The 19,303-nt window shown below is 63.3% G+C and carries 17 protein-coding genes; 12 read left to right on the top strand and 5 right to left on the bottom strand.

Features of this window, described 5'->3' with window-relative positions; genetic code table 11:
- Positions 1-5: 5 nt before the first annotated feature.
- Positions 6-1,118 (bottom strand): hypothetical protein, encoded by a 1,113-nt coding sequence (locus tag V6657_RS21150; protein WP_048933784.1) that lies wholly within the window; start codon positions 1,116-1,118, stop codon positions 6-8.
- A gap of 452 nt (positions 1,119-1,570) precedes the next feature.
- Between V6657_RS21150 and V6657_RS21145 the strand changes: the two genes are divergently transcribed.
- From V6657_RS21145 to V6657_RS21090, 12 genes are all read left to right on the top strand, one after another.
- Positions 1,571-3,199, top strand: a complete 1,629-nt coding sequence (locus tag V6657_RS21145) for a hypothetical protein (protein ID WP_137884674.1) — start codon at positions 1,571-1,573, stop codon at positions 3,197-3,199.
- Between the two features lie 99 nt (positions 3,200-3,298).
- Positions 3,299-3,859 (top strand): DUF4755 domain-containing protein, encoded by a 561-nt coding sequence (locus V6657_RS21140; protein WP_048933786.1) that lies wholly within the window; start codon positions 3,299-3,301, stop codon positions 3,857-3,859.
- Positions 3,860-3,973: 114 nt separating this feature from the next.
- Complete coding sequence (locus V6657_RS21135) at positions 3,974-5,167, top strand: hypothetical protein (RefSeq protein WP_053166379.1); 1,194 nt, start codon at positions 3,974-3,976, stop codon at positions 5,165-5,167.
- Between the two features lie 167 nt (positions 5,168-5,334).
- Complete coding sequence (locus V6657_RS21130) at positions 5,335-6,237, top strand: hypothetical protein (RefSeq protein WP_137884673.1); 903 nt, start codon at positions 5,335-5,337, stop codon at positions 6,235-6,237.
- Entirely contained in the window at positions 6,234-7,856 is a 1,623-nt protein-coding gene (locus V6657_RS21125; RefSeq protein ID WP_248694621.1) for a hypothetical protein, read from the top strand. The genes V6657_RS21130 and V6657_RS21125 overlap by 4 nt, the downstream gene beginning before the upstream one ends.
- 82 nt (positions 7,857-7,938) lie before the next feature.
- Positions 7,939-8,778, top strand: coding sequence for a glycerophosphodiester phosphodiesterase family protein (locus tag V6657_RS21120; protein ID WP_248694620.1), 840 nt, complete (start codon positions 7,939-7,941; stop codon positions 8,776-8,778).
- Positions 8,779-8,932: 154 nt separating this feature from the next.
- Entirely contained in the window at positions 8,933-9,355 is a 423-nt protein-coding gene (locus V6657_RS21115) for a YbjN domain-containing protein (RefSeq protein ID WP_048933789.1), read from the top strand.
- 103 nt (positions 9,356-9,458) lie between these two features.
- Complete coding sequence (locus V6657_RS21110) at positions 9,459-10,181, top strand: sigma factor (protein ID WP_048933790.1); 723 nt, start codon at positions 9,459-9,461, stop codon at positions 10,179-10,181.
- Complete coding sequence (locus V6657_RS21105; protein ID WP_048933791.1) at positions 10,178-10,837, top strand: hypothetical protein; 660 nt, start codon at positions 10,178-10,180, stop codon at positions 10,835-10,837. The genes V6657_RS21110 and V6657_RS21105 overlap by 4 nt, the downstream gene beginning before the upstream one ends.
- Positions 10,834-12,279 (top strand): caspase family protein, encoded by a 1,446-nt coding sequence (locus V6657_RS21100; protein WP_048933792.1) that lies wholly within the window; start codon positions 10,834-10,836, stop codon positions 12,277-12,279. Before V6657_RS21105 ends, V6657_RS21100 begins: the two co-directional genes overlap by 4 nt.
- Positions 12,280-12,500: 221 nt before the next feature.
- Positions 12,501-13,277: a hypothetical protein gene (locus tag V6657_RS21095; RefSeq protein WP_160315289.1), complete on the top strand. Its 777-nt coding sequence runs from the start codon at positions 12,501-12,503 to the stop codon at positions 13,275-13,277.
- Positions 13,278-13,327: 50 nt separating this feature from the next.
- Positions 13,328-14,110 (top strand): DUF4852 domain-containing protein, encoded by a 783-nt coding sequence (locus V6657_RS21090; RefSeq protein WP_048933794.1) that lies wholly within the window; start codon positions 13,328-13,330, stop codon positions 14,108-14,110.
- Positions 14,111-14,239: 129 nt separating this feature from the next.
- Here the strand turns inward: V6657_RS21090 and V6657_RS21085 are convergent, their stop codons facing one another.
- The 4 genes from V6657_RS21085 to V6657_RS21070 form a co-directional block, all read right to left on the bottom strand.
- A complete protein-coding gene (locus tag V6657_RS21085; protein ID WP_048933795.1) occupies positions 14,240-14,785 on the bottom strand; it encodes an OmpA family protein in 546 nt (181 codons plus the stop codon).
- Positions 14,782-16,434 (bottom strand): C1 family peptidase, encoded by a 1,653-nt coding sequence (locus tag V6657_RS21080; RefSeq protein WP_048933796.1) that lies wholly within the window; start codon positions 16,432-16,434, stop codon positions 14,782-14,784. Before V6657_RS21080 ends, V6657_RS21085 begins: the two co-directional genes overlap by 4 nt.
- Before the next feature lie 80 nt (positions 16,435-16,514).
- On the bottom strand, positions 16,515-18,026 hold the full coding sequence (locus V6657_RS21075) for a caspase family protein (RefSeq protein ID WP_160315290.1): 1,512 nt from the start codon (positions 18,024-18,026) through the stop codon (positions 16,515-16,517).
- Between the two features lie 467 nt (positions 18,027-18,493).
- Positions 18,494-19,153: a LuxR C-terminal-related transcriptional regulator gene (locus V6657_RS21070; RefSeq protein ID WP_137884667.1), complete on the bottom strand. Its 660-nt coding sequence runs from the start codon at positions 19,151-19,153 to the stop codon at positions 18,494-18,496.
- Between the last annotated feature and the right edge of the window lie 150 nt (positions 19,154-19,303).

The raw sequence follows: 19,303 nt of genomic DNA, 5'->3' as shown, positions 1-19,303 counted from the left end.
GTCTCTTACCCGAGGGCCGGCAGAGACAACTTCAAGCGGCGAGCTTCTTCCCGCGCGGTCGAGACAGGAATGCTCTTCATGGTCACGTTGCCGTGGTCATTCACGGGCGCCATCAATTCAACGGCCGGCGTATCGGCATCCGCACCGGCCTTGAGCAGCGCAGCCACTGCGTCGTTGTTGCCAAACCAGACCGCAACCGCCAGCGGGCTGGCCTTGACCATCGGCGCGAGCAAGCCAGTGGTCTGCACACCGTGCTGGCGTGCCTTGGCGAGCAGGCCATCGAACGCTGGAATTGTGGTCGTCTGGGCTTGCGTGAAGGTCAGCAGGTACGGCGTCGAGACCGCCCGCTTGTCGAACTGGGGCTGAGACGACAGCACGTTCAGTGCCTCAGCAAAATGCGGGTTCTTCGACAGGATGGGGGCTTCCAGCGTCGAGCCTCCGCGCTTGCCGAAGATCGGCAGTGCCAGCGGCATCGTTTCATGGAGCGCGGCATAGAGCGTCAGGGCGTCGACATCGCAGCTTTCAACGGCGCGTGCTTTCGATTCGTCATCGATGCCGTAACCCAGACGCGACAGCTTGCCGCGTGCGTCCTGCGGTGCAACTGCATCGCGGATGGCTGCCGTGTTGTCTTGTATCGCTTTCGTCTGATCGGACAGCACACCAACCTTCGAGTCCAGCGAAGCCAGTGTCTGTTGAATCTGTGCGATTTGCGGGAACGCAGAACCCAACGCACTGGGATTGGGTTGGTCGGCATGGGAGATCGTCCCGGATGCCATACCCAAACCGCCGAGGCAAGCCACCGTCACAAACCACAGTTTGCGACAACGGCCGTAGAACGCGCCCGGACTCGAGATGGGCTGCATGCGTTTGCGCCGCTGCTCCAGCTTTACGAGCGAATAGAGCAGCACCAGAACACAGGCCCCACCCGCGATGGCTGCAAGCCGGCCTACGGTATGGCCGAAGAGCGGAGCGAACAGATCCAGAACGACTGTCGATCCGGCCACCGTCGCATTGACGGGTGAAATCCAATCGGACGACATCTGCAGAACGCTGCGCAGGGTCGACTTATCGTCGGCCGCCGCTGGCGCCGAACGTCCGGCCTGAACCTGCTCTTCCATGACTCCCCCCGGAGTGATTGATCACTGGTGCTGGCCGCAGAAAATGCGGCTATCCCGGCCTGCGCTCGATTGCTTTTTGGTTTGCGTCAGGACCGAGGAATTCTAGCAGTACAGGTTGCGGCCAACTTTCAAAGTTCCCCCCCAAAAAAAGTCTTCCGCCTTTAGCGCGTAGCAGCGAATAGGGGTTAACGGCCCTGCAATGGCGTGGCAATGCGCCACCCAGCGATGCGGCAGGCAGCCGTTCCACCTGGAGGAACTCATGCGCCATCACCCCCCGCCACTGCACCGCGACATTCGTCTCAACCGAACTGGTTAAGCCAAATCGGTTGGCCGGTGCACTCACCGCCCCCTCTATGAAGCAGGCGCCCTCCCTACCAAAGAAGGGTGCTCCCATCCATTTAGTTGCCGTATCAATCACTTATTCCCGTGCTCTGCACGGGGCCCGATCCGCGATGAAAACAACCCACAACATGCGTTTCACCTGCCTGGCGTTCTGCGCCGCCCTTGCCGCTTGCGGCGGCGGGAATGACAGCCCCACCAACGCCAATGGCAACAGCCCCGGCACGCCGCAAACCGCTCAAGGTGTCTTTGTGGATGCGCCGGTCGCCGGCCTGCATTACGTGTCGGGCAACCTGAGCGGCACAACGGATGCCGCGGGCCACTTCAACTACGTGCTGGGCCAGATGGTGACCTTCTCCGTTGGCGGCGTGACCATCGGCTCTGCTGCCGGCCAAGCCGTTGTGACACCGCTTGCACTCGTGCCTGGGGCCACTGGTGTGACCAACGACACCGTCACCAATATCGGCGCGTTTCTCCAGTCGCTCGACGCGGGTGGCAACCCTGCCAACAGCATTCAGATCTCGGCCGCTTCCGTTGCCGCACTGGCCAATACGCAGTTGAACTTTGCGCAAACGCCCGCCGCATTCGCAGCTGACCCGACCGTCGCTTCCGCCATCCGGGCGGCTTCTCCGCAGAAGACTCTGGTATCGCCCGCGGTGGCGCAGGCGCATTTGCAAAGCCAGAGCATGTGCCTGTTTGCGGGCCAGTGGCGATTCAGCAGCGCAGACCGCAGCCATGACACCTATGTGGCAACCATCAGCGAAGCGGACGGCAGCATTACGGGAACCGTCACACGCAACGATGGTACCCAGGCCTTCCTGAGCGGCGCGGTGATCTACGTTCCGGGTACGGGGCAATGGACAATCGGGGCGAACTCCGGGCAACAAGTCCCGATCCCGTCGATGCCCGGCGGCGTCACCTACAACAACGATGCCCTCGTCGGCGCATTCACCGATACGAATACGGCGTCGGGCACCTACAAGGACGCGCCCACCATGTCGGTTGGCGGCAACTGGACGGCCACGCGTTTGAGCCCCGCTCCGGCCTGCGCAGCCACCGCTTCGACTCCGGTCGTTCCGCAGGGCACGGTGGGGTACGCGGACTATCGCTACAACGCGCAGGGCACGACGCCTGGCGTTGCCACGATCGTCGACAACGGCGTGGGTGTGGCCGGAACCTTGGCCCTCGGCTCGCAGGCCATTACGGTGACACCGCAGCCGGATGGCGGCTTCCTGTGGGGCAGCCCCGTCCGATACGGCATGAACTTCTCCAGCCTGGCCAGCGATCCAAACCTGCCGGCCGCTTCAATGGTCTGCATGGCCGCCAACGCAGGCGACGGCACCGACGGGCTCAAATCGACCGACGTGCTGGTCGCACAGACCGCATCCAAGGTGACATTGGCCACCGATCTTGCGGGCGTCACCTTCTCTCAATACTGGGAAGACTGCCGCCGCGACGGTGCACCTGCCGCGTCACCAGCCCCCGTGCATTCGAGCATTGCGGTCGACGCCTCGGGCAACGCCACCATCAGCATTGCAGGGCAGCCCCCCGTCACGCTGACGGCGGACAAGCTGACGACGCTGCTGTCTGGCGCACCTGCCGCTGCAGTGGGCTTGCCAGGCAACACGTGGTTCCAGGCCTATCGCTTTGTCTCGGAAGGTCGTACGCAATTTGCGGTGATCGAGCACGGTGTCTTTACCGGCAACACCAACCGCGGTTATGTCGGCGCCTGGTTGCAATAGGTCTGCACGCACCAAGGCGGCGTTACGTCGCCTTGGTGTGGTATTCGCGCTGTATAAGACCAACCCCTTTTAACCACCCCAGAAAATTGAGGAAATGACATGCGTGCCCTGATGAAGTTGATGTGGATTCTGTCGGGACTTTGGGCTTTCTTTTTCGGTCTCGTGGGTTTGATCACCTTGTTGGCAGCCAAAAGCCCCGGGATCGGATTGCTTGTCCTGATCGTCGCAGCCGTTCCGGTCTTTCTGGTGTGGCGCTGGAGCAAAAGCCACCAAGCATCGGCGGAAAAGCACCTGCGCGAGATGATCGGTCTGACTGAAGGCACGGGTTACCTGTTTGCTTCGGGTGTGGAATCGGCATGCGGCATTGCACTCAACCCGGCAACACGCAAGATCGCCCTGATCGAAGCGGGCGTGCGGAAGGCGTACAGCTTTGACGACATTCGCGAGTGGCAGACGATTCACGAAACGGCCGGGCAGGTCATCGGCGGCGGATTGCAGGGTGCCGTTGCCAACATAGGCGCCAACAGCGCGGCGGCGGCACGCAGCGGCCTGTTCATCACCGTGCGCGACATCGACCGTCCGAAGTGGCGCATCGTCATGCCGCAAAATGAACATGCGCGCTGGATGGAAATCATGCACCAGGTCGTGAACGAGCAATAAGGAGCGACGCTCTCCACAGCGGCATCGCCTGGCTTCTTGGGAACGCTGATCGCCAAGCGAGGCAAGAGACATCGTGTCTTGAGTGGCTTGGCAAAAGCCCACTGACTGACCAATATGAAAACCGAGAAATACGTTGAAGTCGGCAAGTGGATCACAGACCATATTGGCCCGATCAATGCGGTCATCACGATCTCCACGGCTACGCTCCTCCCGGTGCTGGATTTCCTGCGGCCCTACTTTCCCTACATCAACTACGTGGCTGTTGGGGTGGTGACGCTGTTCCTAGTGCTACTGGTCATGAAACTGATGGGCCTTCCGCGAGGCGCCCAGTTGCATTCCAGCCTAGTGGTCTGCTCAGGGGTGTGCGCGACGGCGTTCAGTGTGGGAGCCATCGCCAGCGCCAGGCACGCAGACGCGGGCGGCCTGATCGCCTCGGCGTCCCCGCTTGCTGCACAAATCCAGCGCTTGCTGGTGGATACGCACCAGATTTCGGAAGGCGTCGACCAGCTCAATAGGAAACTGGATACGGTCAAAAAGGAAACCAGCACAAATCCGCGCAAGGAACTGGCCAACCGCGGGGTGATGTGGACCGACAACGATTTTCTGCATGCCATCGACCACAATGATGCGGAGACCGTGGGCCTGTTCTTGGACGGCGGGATGCCGTGGGACACCGGACGCGCACAGCGCGCGCTACGTGACAACAAAAGCCGGGTCGTGGAGGTCCTGCTTCAACATCCGGAGCTACTGGAGCGCCGCACGGGAGATTGCGCGCAAGTCATGAGCTCTGTCGTGCGAATCGAACCTCGCCAACCAGATGCGCCAGCGGGAAGCCGTGATGACAAGGCGCATGTCCTGTCGGATATCGAGAAGCGCTTTCTGAAAAGCGTATGCAGCACGCCGGAAGATATCGCCCACGCGCAAAAGGAATACGAGAGGACTCGGAAGGAAGTCCAGGAGTCCCAGGACATGGTTGACAGGGGCCGGGCAGAGGCGGCTCCGGATAAGTGCGTCGGCCGGTTGATGGCCAATGATGCGTTTGCCCTGCGCTCGAACATCTATGCGATCAAGTACAACCCGATCCTTGTCGGCCATCTGTCTGAAGGCATACCAGGGCTCAACGAGGCATTCCGCTTGATCTATGAGGGGATGGAAGCCAAGCGCCAGGTGCCCACGGCGCGGCTTGCACCCATTGTCGAAAAATACTGCCGGGATCAGGCGGCCTCGTATGAACCTAACATCGCCGTGATGAATTGGTTGCCTGCTGGCTGGAAGCAAGTCCTCGATACCGTGAGCGCGAAGGGCTGAAGGGGGTGACCGACCGAGACTCACCTCTGTCAAGGCTTCGCTTCAATGCCCGCGCAGCCCCTTCTTCGACAGCTTACGAAGCTACTCACCCGTATTGGCTAATGCAACAACACCCGACGTACACCCGAACAACATCTGCACGAGTCAGCCCCCCTGATGTCCGTCGCATGAATAAGACAACCGCTCCAGACAGCACCAAGATGGGTGCCCTTTTTCCCACCGGCCCCCGCCCCTCTGTGCGTCAACTGTGCATGACGCTTGGCGTAACGGCATTGCTGGTCGGTTGCGCCGTCAACCCGAACGGCCGCGGCGGCGTGCAGTTTGGCATGGATACCACCGAGCTGTTCGGCACGGTAGTGGACACGTTCAAACTGCAAGATGGTTCGGACGGCACGCTGCGCAAGGACAGCGGCGGATACTCGCTCAAGCTGGCGCGCTACATGCGCGTGATCCCGCTGCAGAACGCCCTCACCGCCAAGGTGGCACGCGTGGACAGCATTGGTGACCGCACCGTGCTGACCATCGAGACGCAGGAGCGCAACTGCCCGTACAAGTACGTGCTGTTGGCCGTACAGGGCAGCGACGTGCTGCACTGGGAATTCGGCAATTGCAAGGACCGCCCGCGCGCCAACCTCGACACCAGGAACAATGCGCTGACCTTCGACATGCCCGGCTATGGCCGCCTGGTACGCTACACCTACGCCGACAACCGCATGCTGCAGTCCACCGTGCCGGTGGCACCAGGCACGGACCTGAATACCAAGCCGTTTGCCGATGCGTCGCTGCGCGCGCCGGAGGGAAGCGCCGGCAACGCCCCCGCTGGCGATGGCAACCGTTATGTACCCGGGCTCCCGCAGACGACCGCCGGCACCGGCGCCCCGACCACCAGCACGCCGACCAGCCCGACCGCCAGTCCTGCCAGTACCGGTACCGCCAGCACTACCCATCGCAAGCGCGGCGGCCCCAATACCGGCACGAGTGGTGGCACGCCGCCCATCGCACGCGGCCCGGCACCCATGTCCTTCCCCGCCGAGGAAATCAAACCAGTGCGAGTGGACCTGCTCAAATGACATCGCTGTCCGCTTCTCAACAGGCGGCCGCTGGTGCCGCCGACCGTCCCTCCACGCGATCCGTCCTGCTCAAACAAGGCCTCTTCCTGATCTGCCTGACGTTGGTCTACCTGACCTTCGAGTTGGGGTTCAATGCGCGCCTGCTCGACGTGGTCGGCGGTGATACGACCATCGACGATGTTCACCATATCGAGATCTTCGGGCGCACCCTGTCGGGTATCGCTGCTGCGCTGGTGGTGCTCCAGCTCATGCTGACGCACCGTGCCAAGAAAGGCACCGGCAAGCCGAGCTACAAGGCCATCGCGGTGTGGTTTGCAGTGACCGTACTGGTGGTCTACTTCGCCATCAAGACGCTGGTGGACGTCGTCGTCTACACACGCGATGCGGAGTTCCGGCGCATTGCGGTTAACTCCGTGCTGCTGCAGCGGTCCTTGGTGCAGGGCCGATTGAAGCTCGACGGGCTGGTGGAAGAGGAGGCGTTGTTTGCGCGCCCTGAAGGCAAGGCATTCCTCGCGCTGTTTCCCTTTCTGGCGCTGTCGGTAGAGCGGCTCGACGAGAAGACCCGCACCGTGAAAGAAGCGCTCATTCGCACAGCCGTGCGCCGTTCCAAGCCGACGCAGGCCTACTACAAGGATTACCAGGATGCGATGAAGGCGCTGAGCGACAAATGGCACCAGTACGCCCGCATTCCGACTGCATCCGACGAAGGGTTGCGCAACCAACAGGATCGCGCCTGGAACGATTACCGCAACCAGCTTGCGCGGCGCGGGTGGCAACCCTCCACGGTACCGGCTCGGGCGCGCGGCGGGGTCGTCAAGCACGTGCGGCGCAGCGTGCCGGTGCCCGCCAACTGGGATCCGGCAGACGAAGCCACGTTCCGCGCGGCGGTGGAACAGCGCTACCGCCAGCAGATGTCGGCCAGCGCCCGCAGCGTAAAGATCGGCAATGACCACATCCCGCCTGGCCTGTCGTACGAAGCCTTCGTTGCCCGCCCTGGCGTGCAGCAGGAACTGCGTCAGACGCTCAAGCTGCCGGCACAGATCCGCGTTGCAACCTCCTACGGTTCGCCCGCCGAATTCACACTGGTGTACGACGCCTTCGTCGATGGCCAGGTGCGTCAGGAACTGGTCAAGTACGAGGCCTCGGCCAGTGACTTCGCCAGTGGTGGCAAGTATGAGCAAGCCGGGATCGACGCCACGCGTGCCGCCGTTGTGCCGGCCATTGCGCTGTTTTTTTCGCTCCTGGGCGCCATCGGGCACTTCTCCAAGCTGCTCTACCTGCTTGCAAAGACGTTGCTGCTGCTGCGCGCACCGGCAGATGGCCGGCTCACGCGCGGCGCGGCGTTGATTGCCACCGGCGTGCTGCTGACCACGTTGTGCGGCGTATGGGTATCGCTGTCCTATACCGACAACGCCGTCACGCGCAGCCCCCTGTTCACGCAGATGCTGCAGTGGGCGCGCGGGGCAGACGGCGCATCAGGAAGTGCGGGCCGCAACGTGCTCGCCAACATTGCCCACGTGGTGGCGGTGGGGCAAGGCTACGGCTACCCGATCAACGAATCCATCCGCACCCGTGTCTTGCAAGGTTTGTCTTATGGCTATCACCCCGCGGGTTCCTGACTTCGCCCACGCGTGTGCTGCACTGGGTACCGCCCTTGCATGCGCACTATCGGCAGCACCCGCGCTGGCCGAATGCCTTGGAATGAAGATCCATGCCCACCGGGGTTCTGCGGATGCGCCGGAGAACTCCGCCAGCGCTCTGCGCAGCGCTTACGCCGGCGACTGGGACGGCGTGGAAATCGACATGCAGCAACTGGCCGACGGCACGTGGGTGTTGCACCATGACCTGACCACCGGCCGGGCCGTCATGACCGGCAGCAAGTTGCCGGTAGCCCAACTGATGCCCGCCGACTGGCGGCGCGCACGCATGACACTGCACGGCCGAGCAACCGATGAGGCGCCACCCTTCCTTGCCGACGCCGCGGCCATTGCCGCTGCCCATCCGGACAAGACCTTCAACGCCGAGATCAAGCAGGTGGTCGGCAACTGCCAGCCGGTGCAAGCCCTGGTCGCACAGTTGCAACAGGCCATCCCGCACGGCAACTGGTTTCTGACATCGGGGCTGCGCACACCGCTGCGCTGCGCACGCGGCGCCGACCGCCAGGGTTATCTCGGCCTGATCGTCTTTGACGGACGCAACGCCGAGGCTGCAGCCTCCAACCGCTGGACACATCTGATCGCGCAGCACGCAAGCTCGCCCCGCCTGACACGCGCATGGATGCTTGACCTGGTGGCAGAACTGGACAAGCCTGCCGGCGTTCACGTGGATGCCAAGACAATGGATGCCAACCCGACACTGTTGGACGATGCCGCCGCCACCGGACTGTCAGTCTTTGCCTATGCCGTGGATGGCGATGCCGCATTGGCAAACGCCATCGGCCGCGCACATGCCCGTACCAACCGGTTGCCGAGCGGGGCCATCATCGACGGCCGCGCCGATCTTTTCTGCGCGCAAGTCCGGCAAGCGGTGCGCCTGCGCTAGTGCCACGCGGATACGCCACCACTCAAGCCTGCGGAGTCAGAAAATTTTCTTCCGGTTTCCTCCCATCGCAACGAATAAAGGGTGTCTGCCCGAGCCGTGGCACGCCGACCGCGTCACGGCACCCGGCACCCGTTCGTTCACCCTGGAGGAAACCATGCACGACCACGTCAAACACCTGCTCGATCACCTGCTCGCCGATGGCTATCCGGCCGAACGCGACGACGACGGTGACATTCGCTTCAAACGCGAAGGGATGACCTATGCGCTGTGCTTTGATGAAGATGACCCCGATTTCGCCAAACTGATCCTGCCCAACGTCTGGCGCATCGATTCCGAGCCGGAACTGCGGCAGGCGTTGGCGGCACTCGATCAGGTCAACCGCCGCATGAAGCTGGTCAAGGCGCATACGCAGGCCGGTGCGGTGTGGTTTACCGTCGAGTTGCTGTTTGATGACCAGCGCGCGTGGGAGCGCCATTTGTCTCGCGCAGTTCGGGCGATTGCGCGTGCGGTCATGATGTTTGGCGATGCCATGCAAGACCCGCGTGCAGACGACCAGGCAGGTACCCCCCTCAACTGAGTACAGGCTGCATGCGCCTTCACATAGAATCGGGTGCGCCCGCCTGGCCCGCGCCTTTACCGGCAGGCTCAGCCTGGCCGGACATCACGCAGGAACCTCGGGAATGAATCGCGACGACGTCGAAAACCAAGAGTTGACGCACCTGCTGCGCAAGTTTGGCCAGCCAGGTGCCAATGGCCGTGCCGCTGAACAGGCGCAGCGCGAGTTCTACCACCGGATGTACAAGACCATCGACCTGTGCGCCCTGCAAACGGCAAAATTCAACCGGGAAATTGCCGTCGTGGCCGTACAGGAGACGTGGCTGCAGATCCTGAACGCCGCGCCCAAGTACGACCCGGAACGCAGCTCGGTCAAAACCTGGGTGCAACGCATCACCCAGTACTGCACGCTCACCGAACTGCGCAAGCATTACAAAGAGGTGCGCGTTCGTGATGCCTTGCGCACCGGCAGCAGTCATCCCACCGACGCTGACGACGACACGGCCAACGAAGACATTCAAGGTGACTTGCTCAACAGCCTGACATGTCCGGTGTTGCCTCACGACAGCACCGGTGACGCGGCCTATCAGCAGCAAGTCATCGCAGCTGCTAAGGATTGCCTGGAAAAACTGCCGGCTGGCCGCAGCCCGAACTACCGGCTGGCAATGGAGCTCGCGCTCGACGAAGACCTGACCTACGAACACATGAAAACGGTGCTGCAAGCCCACATGCCCGAGGGCAAGCTGCTCAACAGCGAACAGGTGCGCGGCTGGGTCCGCGAGGCGGCAAACCGGATGCGCGCATGCCTGGGCCGCAAACTGGGCATGGGCAAGGAGAAGACCAAATGAACAGTGAAGACCTGGCGCGCTTCGAGGCGCAATCGTTCCTGTTCGCCTGCGGCAAGCTCGACGCCGCGGAGCACGCCTGGATGGCACGCATGATTGCCGAGCATCCAGAGCTTGCCGAGACCGCTCTGGCCGATCGCGCACTCGTCGACCAGGCCCGTGCAGCCGTGCGTGCCCGCGCAGCCGCGCACACTGCACCGCTGGTGCCGTTCGAGGCGTTGCCCAAGGCGCCAGCCGCCAACCGTCAGCCGAACAGCCCGGCACAGCAGGCCTGGTGGCGGCGCCTGGCCGCGTGGTGGCAACGGCCAGCGGCAGGTGCTTGGGCATTCGCGTCGATCGCGGCGCTGGCGCTAGTGGCCGGTGTGCAGACCATACGCCTGGAGCAGTTGAGCAACGATGCCAATGCGCCGGTCTTCCGCGGCACGGAGGGCGGCTCGGCCACTGCCGGCCCGATCATCCAGGCCGTGTTTGCCGATGGCGTCACACTGGGCGAACTGCGCAAGACGCTCGCAGGGCTCAACCTCGAGATCGTCCGCGGCCCCGACGACCAGGGCCTGATATGGATCATCGTGCGCGAAGGCGAAGTACAGCAGGCGCTGGACCGGCTCAAGGCAACGGGCATTGTGCTCGATGCACGCATCGTCAAGCCTCGGCCATGAGCAGACACCGCACGCGCGCTGCCAACGGGCTGCACCTTGCGAGCATGGTCGTCGCAGTATGGCTCCTGATCTCTGGTGCCGGGCGCGCGACGGCCGGCACGCCAACGCCCGCCATCTCTGCATCCACGCAAGCCGAATCGATCGACTACCGCAGCGCGCCCAAGTTTGCCGTGGTGATCGGCAATACGCGCTACCCAGGGCGGTACGCCCTGCACAACGCCGAGAGCGACGCCCGGCTGGTCGCCGCGCGGCTCAAGCAGGCGGGCTATGCCACCGAGCTGCTCATCAACACCGACCGCGGCACGCTGTATCAGGCGCTTGGCCGTTTGGCGGAAACCATGAAAGCCGGCGGCGCGGCGGCGTTCTACTACGCCGGCCACGGCATGCAGATCCGCGGGCGCAACTACCTGATTCCCATCGACGCACCGCTGGACCGCCCCGATGCGCTGTCGCAAACAGCCATGCCGGTCGACTACCTGATCAGCCGGCTCAAAGACAGCGGCGCACATCTGTCACTGGTGATGCTCGACGCCTGCCGCAACGATCCTGAAGAAGGCGGCTTCAGTGGCGCCTACCGTGGCGCTGGCGCACCGGCCGGCTTCGTTGCACAAAAGCCCGCCAACGGCATGCTGGTGGCCTACGCCACGCAACCCGGCGAGCGTGCACTGGACGGACGCGGTGCCAACGGCCCGTTTGCACAAGCCCTGTCGAACTGGCTCACGCGCCCCGGCATGCCCATCGAAGACGTCATGAAACACGTCATGACCGACGTTCGTGCGAGCACGCACGACGAACAACGGCCGTGGATCGCCACCTCGCTGATTGGTGACTTTGCGCTCGTGCCCGCCACCAATGCCCAAGCGCGCCTGATGCTCGCGCGGCCAGGGCGCAATGTCGACGGCACACCTGCGCGCGGCGCTGCACCGTCGTCAGGAGAGGCGGCCCCCGTCAGCACGGCCGACGGCAAACCCCTGCCGCAGTGGTTCCAGACCGCCGGGCAGGAAGAACAGATGGCGATGGCTCAACAGATCGAGCGCGAGGCCAAGGGCGTCAACCGTGACGATCTGCCCCGCCTGGAACGCCAGGCACGCGGCGGCAACGTGATGGCCGCTTCGGTACTCGGCACGGCCTACCGCAACGGTTTTGGTGCGGGTACGCAGGTCATGCGCAGCAACACCATCGCCATGCGCTGGTTCCGGCTGGCAGCCGCGCAGGACATGCCCTATGCACTCAACGAACTAGGCGAGATGTTCTACCTCGGGCACGGGACCACGCGCGATGTAGTACAGGCACGCCGCTACTACGAAGCAGCGGCGGCGCAGGGCTACATGCCCGCAAAACTCAATCTCTTCCAGGTGCAGGCCGAGTCTGGGCAGGTCACGCCCCAATCGCTCATGGAGATGTTCAACTCCGCCACCCGCGCTGCCCGACCGAGCAACTGAAGGCCGCGTCAGCCTTCCTCCTCCACACCTTGCTGACACCCTGCTCCGCCACCCGCCAAGGGTTGCGCGGGCGGACGGTGGCTGCCCGCGCAACCGTGTAAAAGATTTTCTTCCGGTTCGACATCGTCGCCACGAATAGGGGGTATCCGCAGTGCTGCCGCGCCATGCACGGCACCGGCGGAAACACACTTCGCGGCAACATCGAACAGGAGAAACTCACCATGCAACAACGCGGAAAAATCTTGCGCGACACGCATAGCGGCACCGGTCTGATCATCGTCGACGGCCGCCAGCATGCCTTTACACTCGAAGGCATCTGGCGCTCAAGTGAGGCCCCCGCCGTGAACATGACCGTCGATGCGCAGTTTGACGAGACCGGCACGCTCACTGCGCTGTTTGCTGTGCCAGACGCGCAACTCGCCCGCGAGAAAACCGATGAAGCCATGGCGGCAGTCAAGGCCCGCGGCAGTCAACTCGTAGCACGCATGGGTATGGGCACGCTGGTCGGCACCGGACTGCTGGCGACGGCCTGGTTTGCGCTGAACACGGTGTCGGTACAACTGACACCGGGAATGAAGATCGGCATGAGCCTGTGGAAACTGCTGGGCATGCTCAACACCTCTGGCGATGCCATGGCAGCACTCAGCGGCAACGGCGGCAGCACGGGAATGTACGGCGTGCTGGCCATCGCAGCGCTGGCGGGCCCTGCCGCCTCGTACTTCGTACGCGATGCCCGCGCGCAGCTCGCAAATTGCCTCCCCCTGCTGTTTCTGCTCGGGATCGGCATGGCTTTCTACGCGGGCATCAGCAGCAGCCTGTCGCAAGCACAAAGCGCGGCCGCGGCATTTGGCGGCAACGGTGCCGCCGATATGGTCGGCGCCATGACGCGCGAAGCAATGCGCGCCTTCTCGATTGGTGCTGGCGGTTATCTCAGCTGTGCGGTCAGCCTGTATTTCGCGGCCACAGGCGTAGTGAAGTTCCTCACCAAGCGCGGCTGAACCTGGCCAGACAGTTTGCTCGCCCCTGCTACCGACACCTGGAGCTCATCATGCTGACCACCCACTCCGCCCGCCAGATCGCTCGCGCCTGCGCACTGTTGTTCGCACTCTCTGGCACCTTGAACCTGGCCGCCTGCAGCGACAAGGCAGGCGATGCCGCCAAAGCAACGACAGCCGCCCCAACCACACCCAACCTTGCCCAGGCTACGTCGCCGCAAGTCCTGCGCGATACGCAAGCCGCCGCCGCACGCGAGGCCCTGCCGAAAGCCGACGCGTCCACGCCCGACAGCAGCTACGTCACGCTCGATAGCGGCAACCAGCTCATGTATGCCTACCTGGCACTCACGGGCATGCCACCGGACTATCCGCAAGTCGCCAGCAACATCTCCAAAGACTATGCGCGCGCCACGGATGAGTTCCGAAAGCACGACCTGCTGACGGCGCTCGCACCCCGGATCGACGCCGACATCGCGGCCGCCAAGTCGCGCCGCTACTTCAAGATGACGGTCCCGAACCCCATCAGCAAATACAGCTTCGAGCAGAAGGGCTTCCCTCTGGACAACTCGCTCTGGGAAGCGGGTGCCTATCGCTACTTCTTCGACAACGGCGAATACAAGCTCGGCTTCAGCAACGGCGATACATTCCATTATCTGAAGGTCGACAACGAAGCCACCGCACGCGCCATCGAGGCCCAGCGTGCCCGCTTCGATGCGGTCAAGCTTATGGTGTACGGCTACTACCAAAGTGCCGATACTGCGCAGAAGATCGTCACTGCACAGATCGTCAAGGTTGCTCTGATCGACAAGCAGGGCAACGTTCTGGCTGCGCAGTAGCGCGGTGCTTGGAGAGGCAGCCCCAGGGCTCGGCTGCAAACCGTTGAAGCTGCGGGCAAAGACGAGGCGCTGAACGCGCTGTCGAAATGAAACCGGATGAACGCGCCGCCCGCCCAGGCGCAAGCCCCGTCAGGAATCGAGATTGATGACCTCGACACGGCGGTTGACACCCGCTCTTGGGTGCGCGGGGTCCTTCAACTGCGAGCTGCCGACGCCTTCAACGGTCAACCGGTCTGCTGCAACGCCGTGTCGGGTTTCGAGGTAGTGAGCCACGGCCTCCGCCCGCTTTTTCGACAATGCGAGATTGGTTCCCGGATTGCCCGAGGCATCCGTATGGCCAACGATGCGGAAATGACTGCCCAGCAGTGATGCGTCGTTCAATGCCGTGCCCAGGTTATCCAGCACCTGCCGGCTCTCGGCGGTGAACTTGGCCGATGCCAACTCAAAGCCGACAGTGAGGTCGACTGACTGGCGCGGCGGGCCCGCCTGCTGCTGGCGCTCGATGACGATGCCGCGCAGGCTGCGGCTCTTGGGTTCCGGCGTCAATTGCTTGACGATGTCGGCCGAAGACGGCGTGGCATCGGCCGTCGGCCCTTCCGCCAGCGCCGGCCGGCAGGCCACACCCGCATACAGGGCAAGGCCCAACGACAGCAACACGATGGACTTGGCCTTCATGGGTTCGACTCCTTGGCAAGGGTCTTGATCGGCAGCACGGCAACGGCAACGTGGCGCTTCACGCCGCCCGCCAAGAATGCCGTACGGAATTTGGTCAGGAACTCGCGGTCGTTGTCGCGCTCGGGCAATGCGCCGGGAAACAGCGGTTTGCTGGCCGCAATTACGATCACCATCTCATCGCCAAAGGGCTTGCTGACGCGGTAAATCGGCTGCCCGTTCTTGCCGCCGCCAAACACCAGCTTGGTTTTTGGCGTGGTCGGCTTGGGCGCCAGCGGCTCGGGCCAACTCAGGTAGACCACTTCGCCGCTGGCCTGCAGATAGGCCACGTACAGGTAGCTCGGGAACGACGGGGCCGTCACCTGTAACGAGAGGGTGTCCCCCTGCGTGTACGGTGCCAAGGCGTGATCCATCAGCTTCACACCCAGGCCGCCGCCGTCCTGCAACTCCTGCTCGAAATTGAGGTAGGCCTCGCATTGCGGCCACGGATGCACCTGCACCTGGCTTTGCACGCGCCCACGCGTGGGCAAACCGTTGACGTCGCGCAGCAGGGCATCGGCGTCGGCCTGTGCGCCCACGAACCCGCTCAGCACAATATCCCGGTTGGCGGACACTTGCGTGCGGATGGCCGAGCACGATGGCTTCTGCGCGAGCTGCATCACCTGGGTCTTCAGGTCATCCACCGTGGGCAGCGCGTCGTGCACCACCGGAGCAGGCTTGGGCGGCTCAATGACGGGCACCGGGGCAGGCTTGGGCTCCGGTTCCACGTTCAATGGTGCCGAGCTCAGGATGGATCGCACGCCCGCATCATCGATCTCGTCAATCACGAACGTCGGGCCGGACAAATTCTCCAGCAATGCCTGATAGTCGATGCGCAGGAAGCCCTTGTCCCCCCACTGGGGGCCCCATGAGTTCGCCACCGTAAAGGTCTGGCTCGCATCGTCGTAGCCCACCACCACCATGGCGTGCGCATTCTCGTGCGGCAGCCGCGCGCGAAAGATGTCGCCCCCGTTGTAGGTCTGGAACGCGCTGGCCATATCGCCCGTATACATGCCGACAATGACCGGCTTGTGCGCGTAGATCGCGCCACGCATCTTCTCCAGCACGGCCTTGTGATCGCCGTCGATACGGCTGTAGCTGATCAGGCGCTTGTTCTTACCCTCCTCGACCGCCGCCGCGCTGGGCAGCGCAGAGCAGGACTGCTGGTCGTAGGGCAGGCTGCCATATGGCACCAGCCCGTGATCGCGAATCGTATCCAGGGCGGTCACCACTGAGGTCCCGCCCTCGCACCTGCCGCGGTGGATCAGGTTGAACACATAGGCCGGGCTGAATTCGATCTTGCGCGGCTTCAAGCCACCGCTGGCGGCACTGTCAGCGCTGAGCTTCTGATTGAACAGCAGGCTCATCGCGTTGTAGCCAGCTGCCCATGCGGTGCACGAGCCTTGCTCGCCTTGCGAGCGAATAGCCGGCAGATAGGCAATGACATCGGCCTGGGGCGGCAGGTAGGCACGGTACATCGGTCGGAACGGCACACTGGCCAGCGCCACGGGGTCGTCGTCGATCAGCCCGGTGGCGTGATGCGTCTGCGCGTAAGCCGGAGCAGCAAGCGCGCCCCAGACCAGGAGCGAGGAAAGTACGGGCTTGTGTCTCATACGAGCGGTGTGGAGTCCCATATCTCGTGCGTGTGGTCGGCCAATCTGCGATCGATGGGCATGTGCCAGCGGGGCGCAGCTCAGCCCTGGCCCGGTGTGAACGACAGCAGTTCCCGGCGGCTGGATTCCCTGATGTGTCCCCGGGGGTTGTAGTTGACACGCTCCAGTGCGATAAAACGCGGCACTTGGTCGGGTGCGATCCAATAAGTACGGGTCCGCCGCGAAGGGTTGTACAACCGCCAGCCTGTGGCTTCAACCTTGAAGGTGTCGAATGTGCCGGCCGGCACGGTGATGGTCTCCCGCGCGACGACCTTGCAGTTGAACTCGACAACGTCGGTGCGCCCATCGGGAAAGGTGAAGTCAAACCGCGTCTTCCATTCCTTGCCGATGGCGTAGTCGTTGGAAAAAATTTGGTTCACGCCGTTGATCCCCCCTTCCGGATCCTTGATGCCGTTGCCCAGGAGATCGGTGGTGAACTGGCCGTCGTTGAACTCGACAACGGAATCCGTCATCCCGGTCACGACCTGCACCGACGCCCGCTCAGCGCCCGTCAGGGGATCAATGTGGCGGTAGCGGTAGCGGTCACCCAACCGGATGCGTCCGGCCCCGGCGCTACCCTTGCTGAACGGGTTCTCGGCAGAGGTCTGAATGTGGACCTTCTTTTCGCCCTGCTTCTCCAACAGACGATCGAGCGTGGCCTGTGCGATCTCGCAGAAGTGGCCGTTCGGGTGCGCACGCAGGTAACCAAGCACCGCCTGTGCCGTTCCGACCTTCTGTGCCGCCCCCCAATCCGTTTCATCGCGTTTGAACAGGGCGTCCTGCTCATCCTGCGTCAGCTGGGTCGTCCTGGCCGGCGGCAGGAAGAAGAAGTCATCTTCCAATGACGTGCTCTCCCACGGAATCTGCTTGCCCTGCGATTTGAGCCGTACTGACAAACGCGTGCGCTTGAATACGTCTTCAATACGGGCTTCGGGCCGCACCATCTCCTGCAGCAGGTTCTCGGTGTACAGGCCATTCGTGCCCGCGCCGTCTGAGGCCACGTTGCCCGGCGCAGTGGCATACGCCAGGATGGTGCGCGACGGCGCGTCCATCTGGCTCAGTCCTGCGCCCGTTTTGTTCGACACGCCGAATGGGTTGTCTCGGCAGGCATCCAGGATGACGATGTTCATCGGCCCCCCAGCCTTGCCCAGGCCGTCCATGAGCGTCGCGACATCCATTGTCTGACGCTGCACGTCGCCCGCGCTTGCCAGCTTGATGTCGACCGGCAGCAAGTAGTTGCGCCAGTCGATCTGCATGCCGTGGCCCGCAAAGTAGAACAGCGCCACCGCCTTCTGACGGGCCACTTCTGCGCAGAACGCGCGCACGGCGCTGTCCATGTCCTGGCGCGTGCAATCCGTCTTCAGGTTCACGTCAAACTTGAGCTGCCGCAGCGCCTGCGCGATCGAGGTGGCGTCGTTGGTCGGGTTCCCCAGCCTCGCACCACCGGGGTAGGTGCCGTTGCCGATCACCAGCGCCAGCCTGGGCACAAGCTCGGCTGCGGCTAGCGCATCCCACGACAGCCAGGGCGAGAGCGACAACGCTGTCAGCTTCACCAAGGTTCTGCGCTTTTCTTCACTCAACCGGTGAACCACCCCCTCACCACCCCACATGTCCGACTCCAACGCTTTTTTTCTCTACGTACGCCAAGTTGCGCGTGCTGCCCCAGTCCGTCCGTGCCAACGTCGGCGGAGCTTCGCGCCACACTGCGTGGTTGTACTGGATGGCACGCGGGTCAAGCAAGTGCCGCCTGTCTCGCGGCGGAGACAACTTCGACCGAACTGGGGTAACCACCGAGCGGGCGCCTGATCCACACAGGTACACCCCCGACTTCTGAGGGGTCCTTGGTTGGCGCTGCTGATGACACCCTGCCGAGATTCATTCGGTGCGGAAAAACGTGGCGTCACGCGCGGCTGACCGAAAGGTTGGCGACCCAAGCAAGAGAGTGAGGGATCACATGTACAGGTGATTCCACGCAAACATCACGCCGCATGCAGGGGGCTGACCGGCACCTGCGTCAGCCCTACGCCAGCACCGCCAGCTTCACCAGATCCACGATCCGGTTGCAGCACATCTTCGCTTTCATGCTGGCGATGTGCGATCGCACGGTGTGCTCCGACACGCCGTTCTGCGCAGCAAGTTCTGACGGTGCCAGGCCGGCCACCAGCCCTGCCAGCACCTTCGCCTCGGTTTTCGTGATCTCGAACGCGGTGATCAGGTTGTCGGCATCGGCCTGCTTGAGCGCGCTGTTGCGGCGCATCCGCACGAAGACGAGCGGCGCGTCCGACGGAAACAGCAGGGGATTGGCGGGGGCCATGTCCAGGCTCAGGGTCTCACCCCAGGCGAGTGAGACCGTCATCTTTGCGCGATGCCCGGTGTGCAAGGTGGTCGCCATCACCTTGGCCAGGTGATCCAGCACCGACAGGCTCGGGTGCCAGAGCCTGTCGTGCCGGACCCGCAGGCCACACCGGTTGTCGAGCAATGACCTGGCCAATGCGGATGCATGCACGACCGCGCCGTCTTCCGACAACAGCAGCACCGCCTCATCCATGGCAGAGAACGCGTCTTCCAACAAACGAAGCATGTGCGTGACGGACGAGTCGCCCCACGCGGGTATTGGCCACCCACCGCGCGGCGGCACTTGAGTGCTGGGCGTGGCACCGCCCACCAGCAAATTCGTCATGTGGCCTCCCCTGACCCTGTCGTGTGTTCCGTTTGCTTGCCGTCGAGGCTCATGGTGGACGGCGCACCACAAAGATGCATCACCCGATCGGGGTATGCGTTACTTGCCAGGGCCGTGTCATGATCGGCGCTCGGTATGGGTATTGCTGGG

Origin of the sequence: Ralstonia sp. RRA, assembly GCF_037023145.1 — a bacterium.
Classification (GTDB): Bacteria; Pseudomonadota; Gammaproteobacteria; order Burkholderiales; family Burkholderiaceae; genus Ralstonia.
This window is presented reverse-complemented; position numbering and strand designations above follow the sequence as displayed.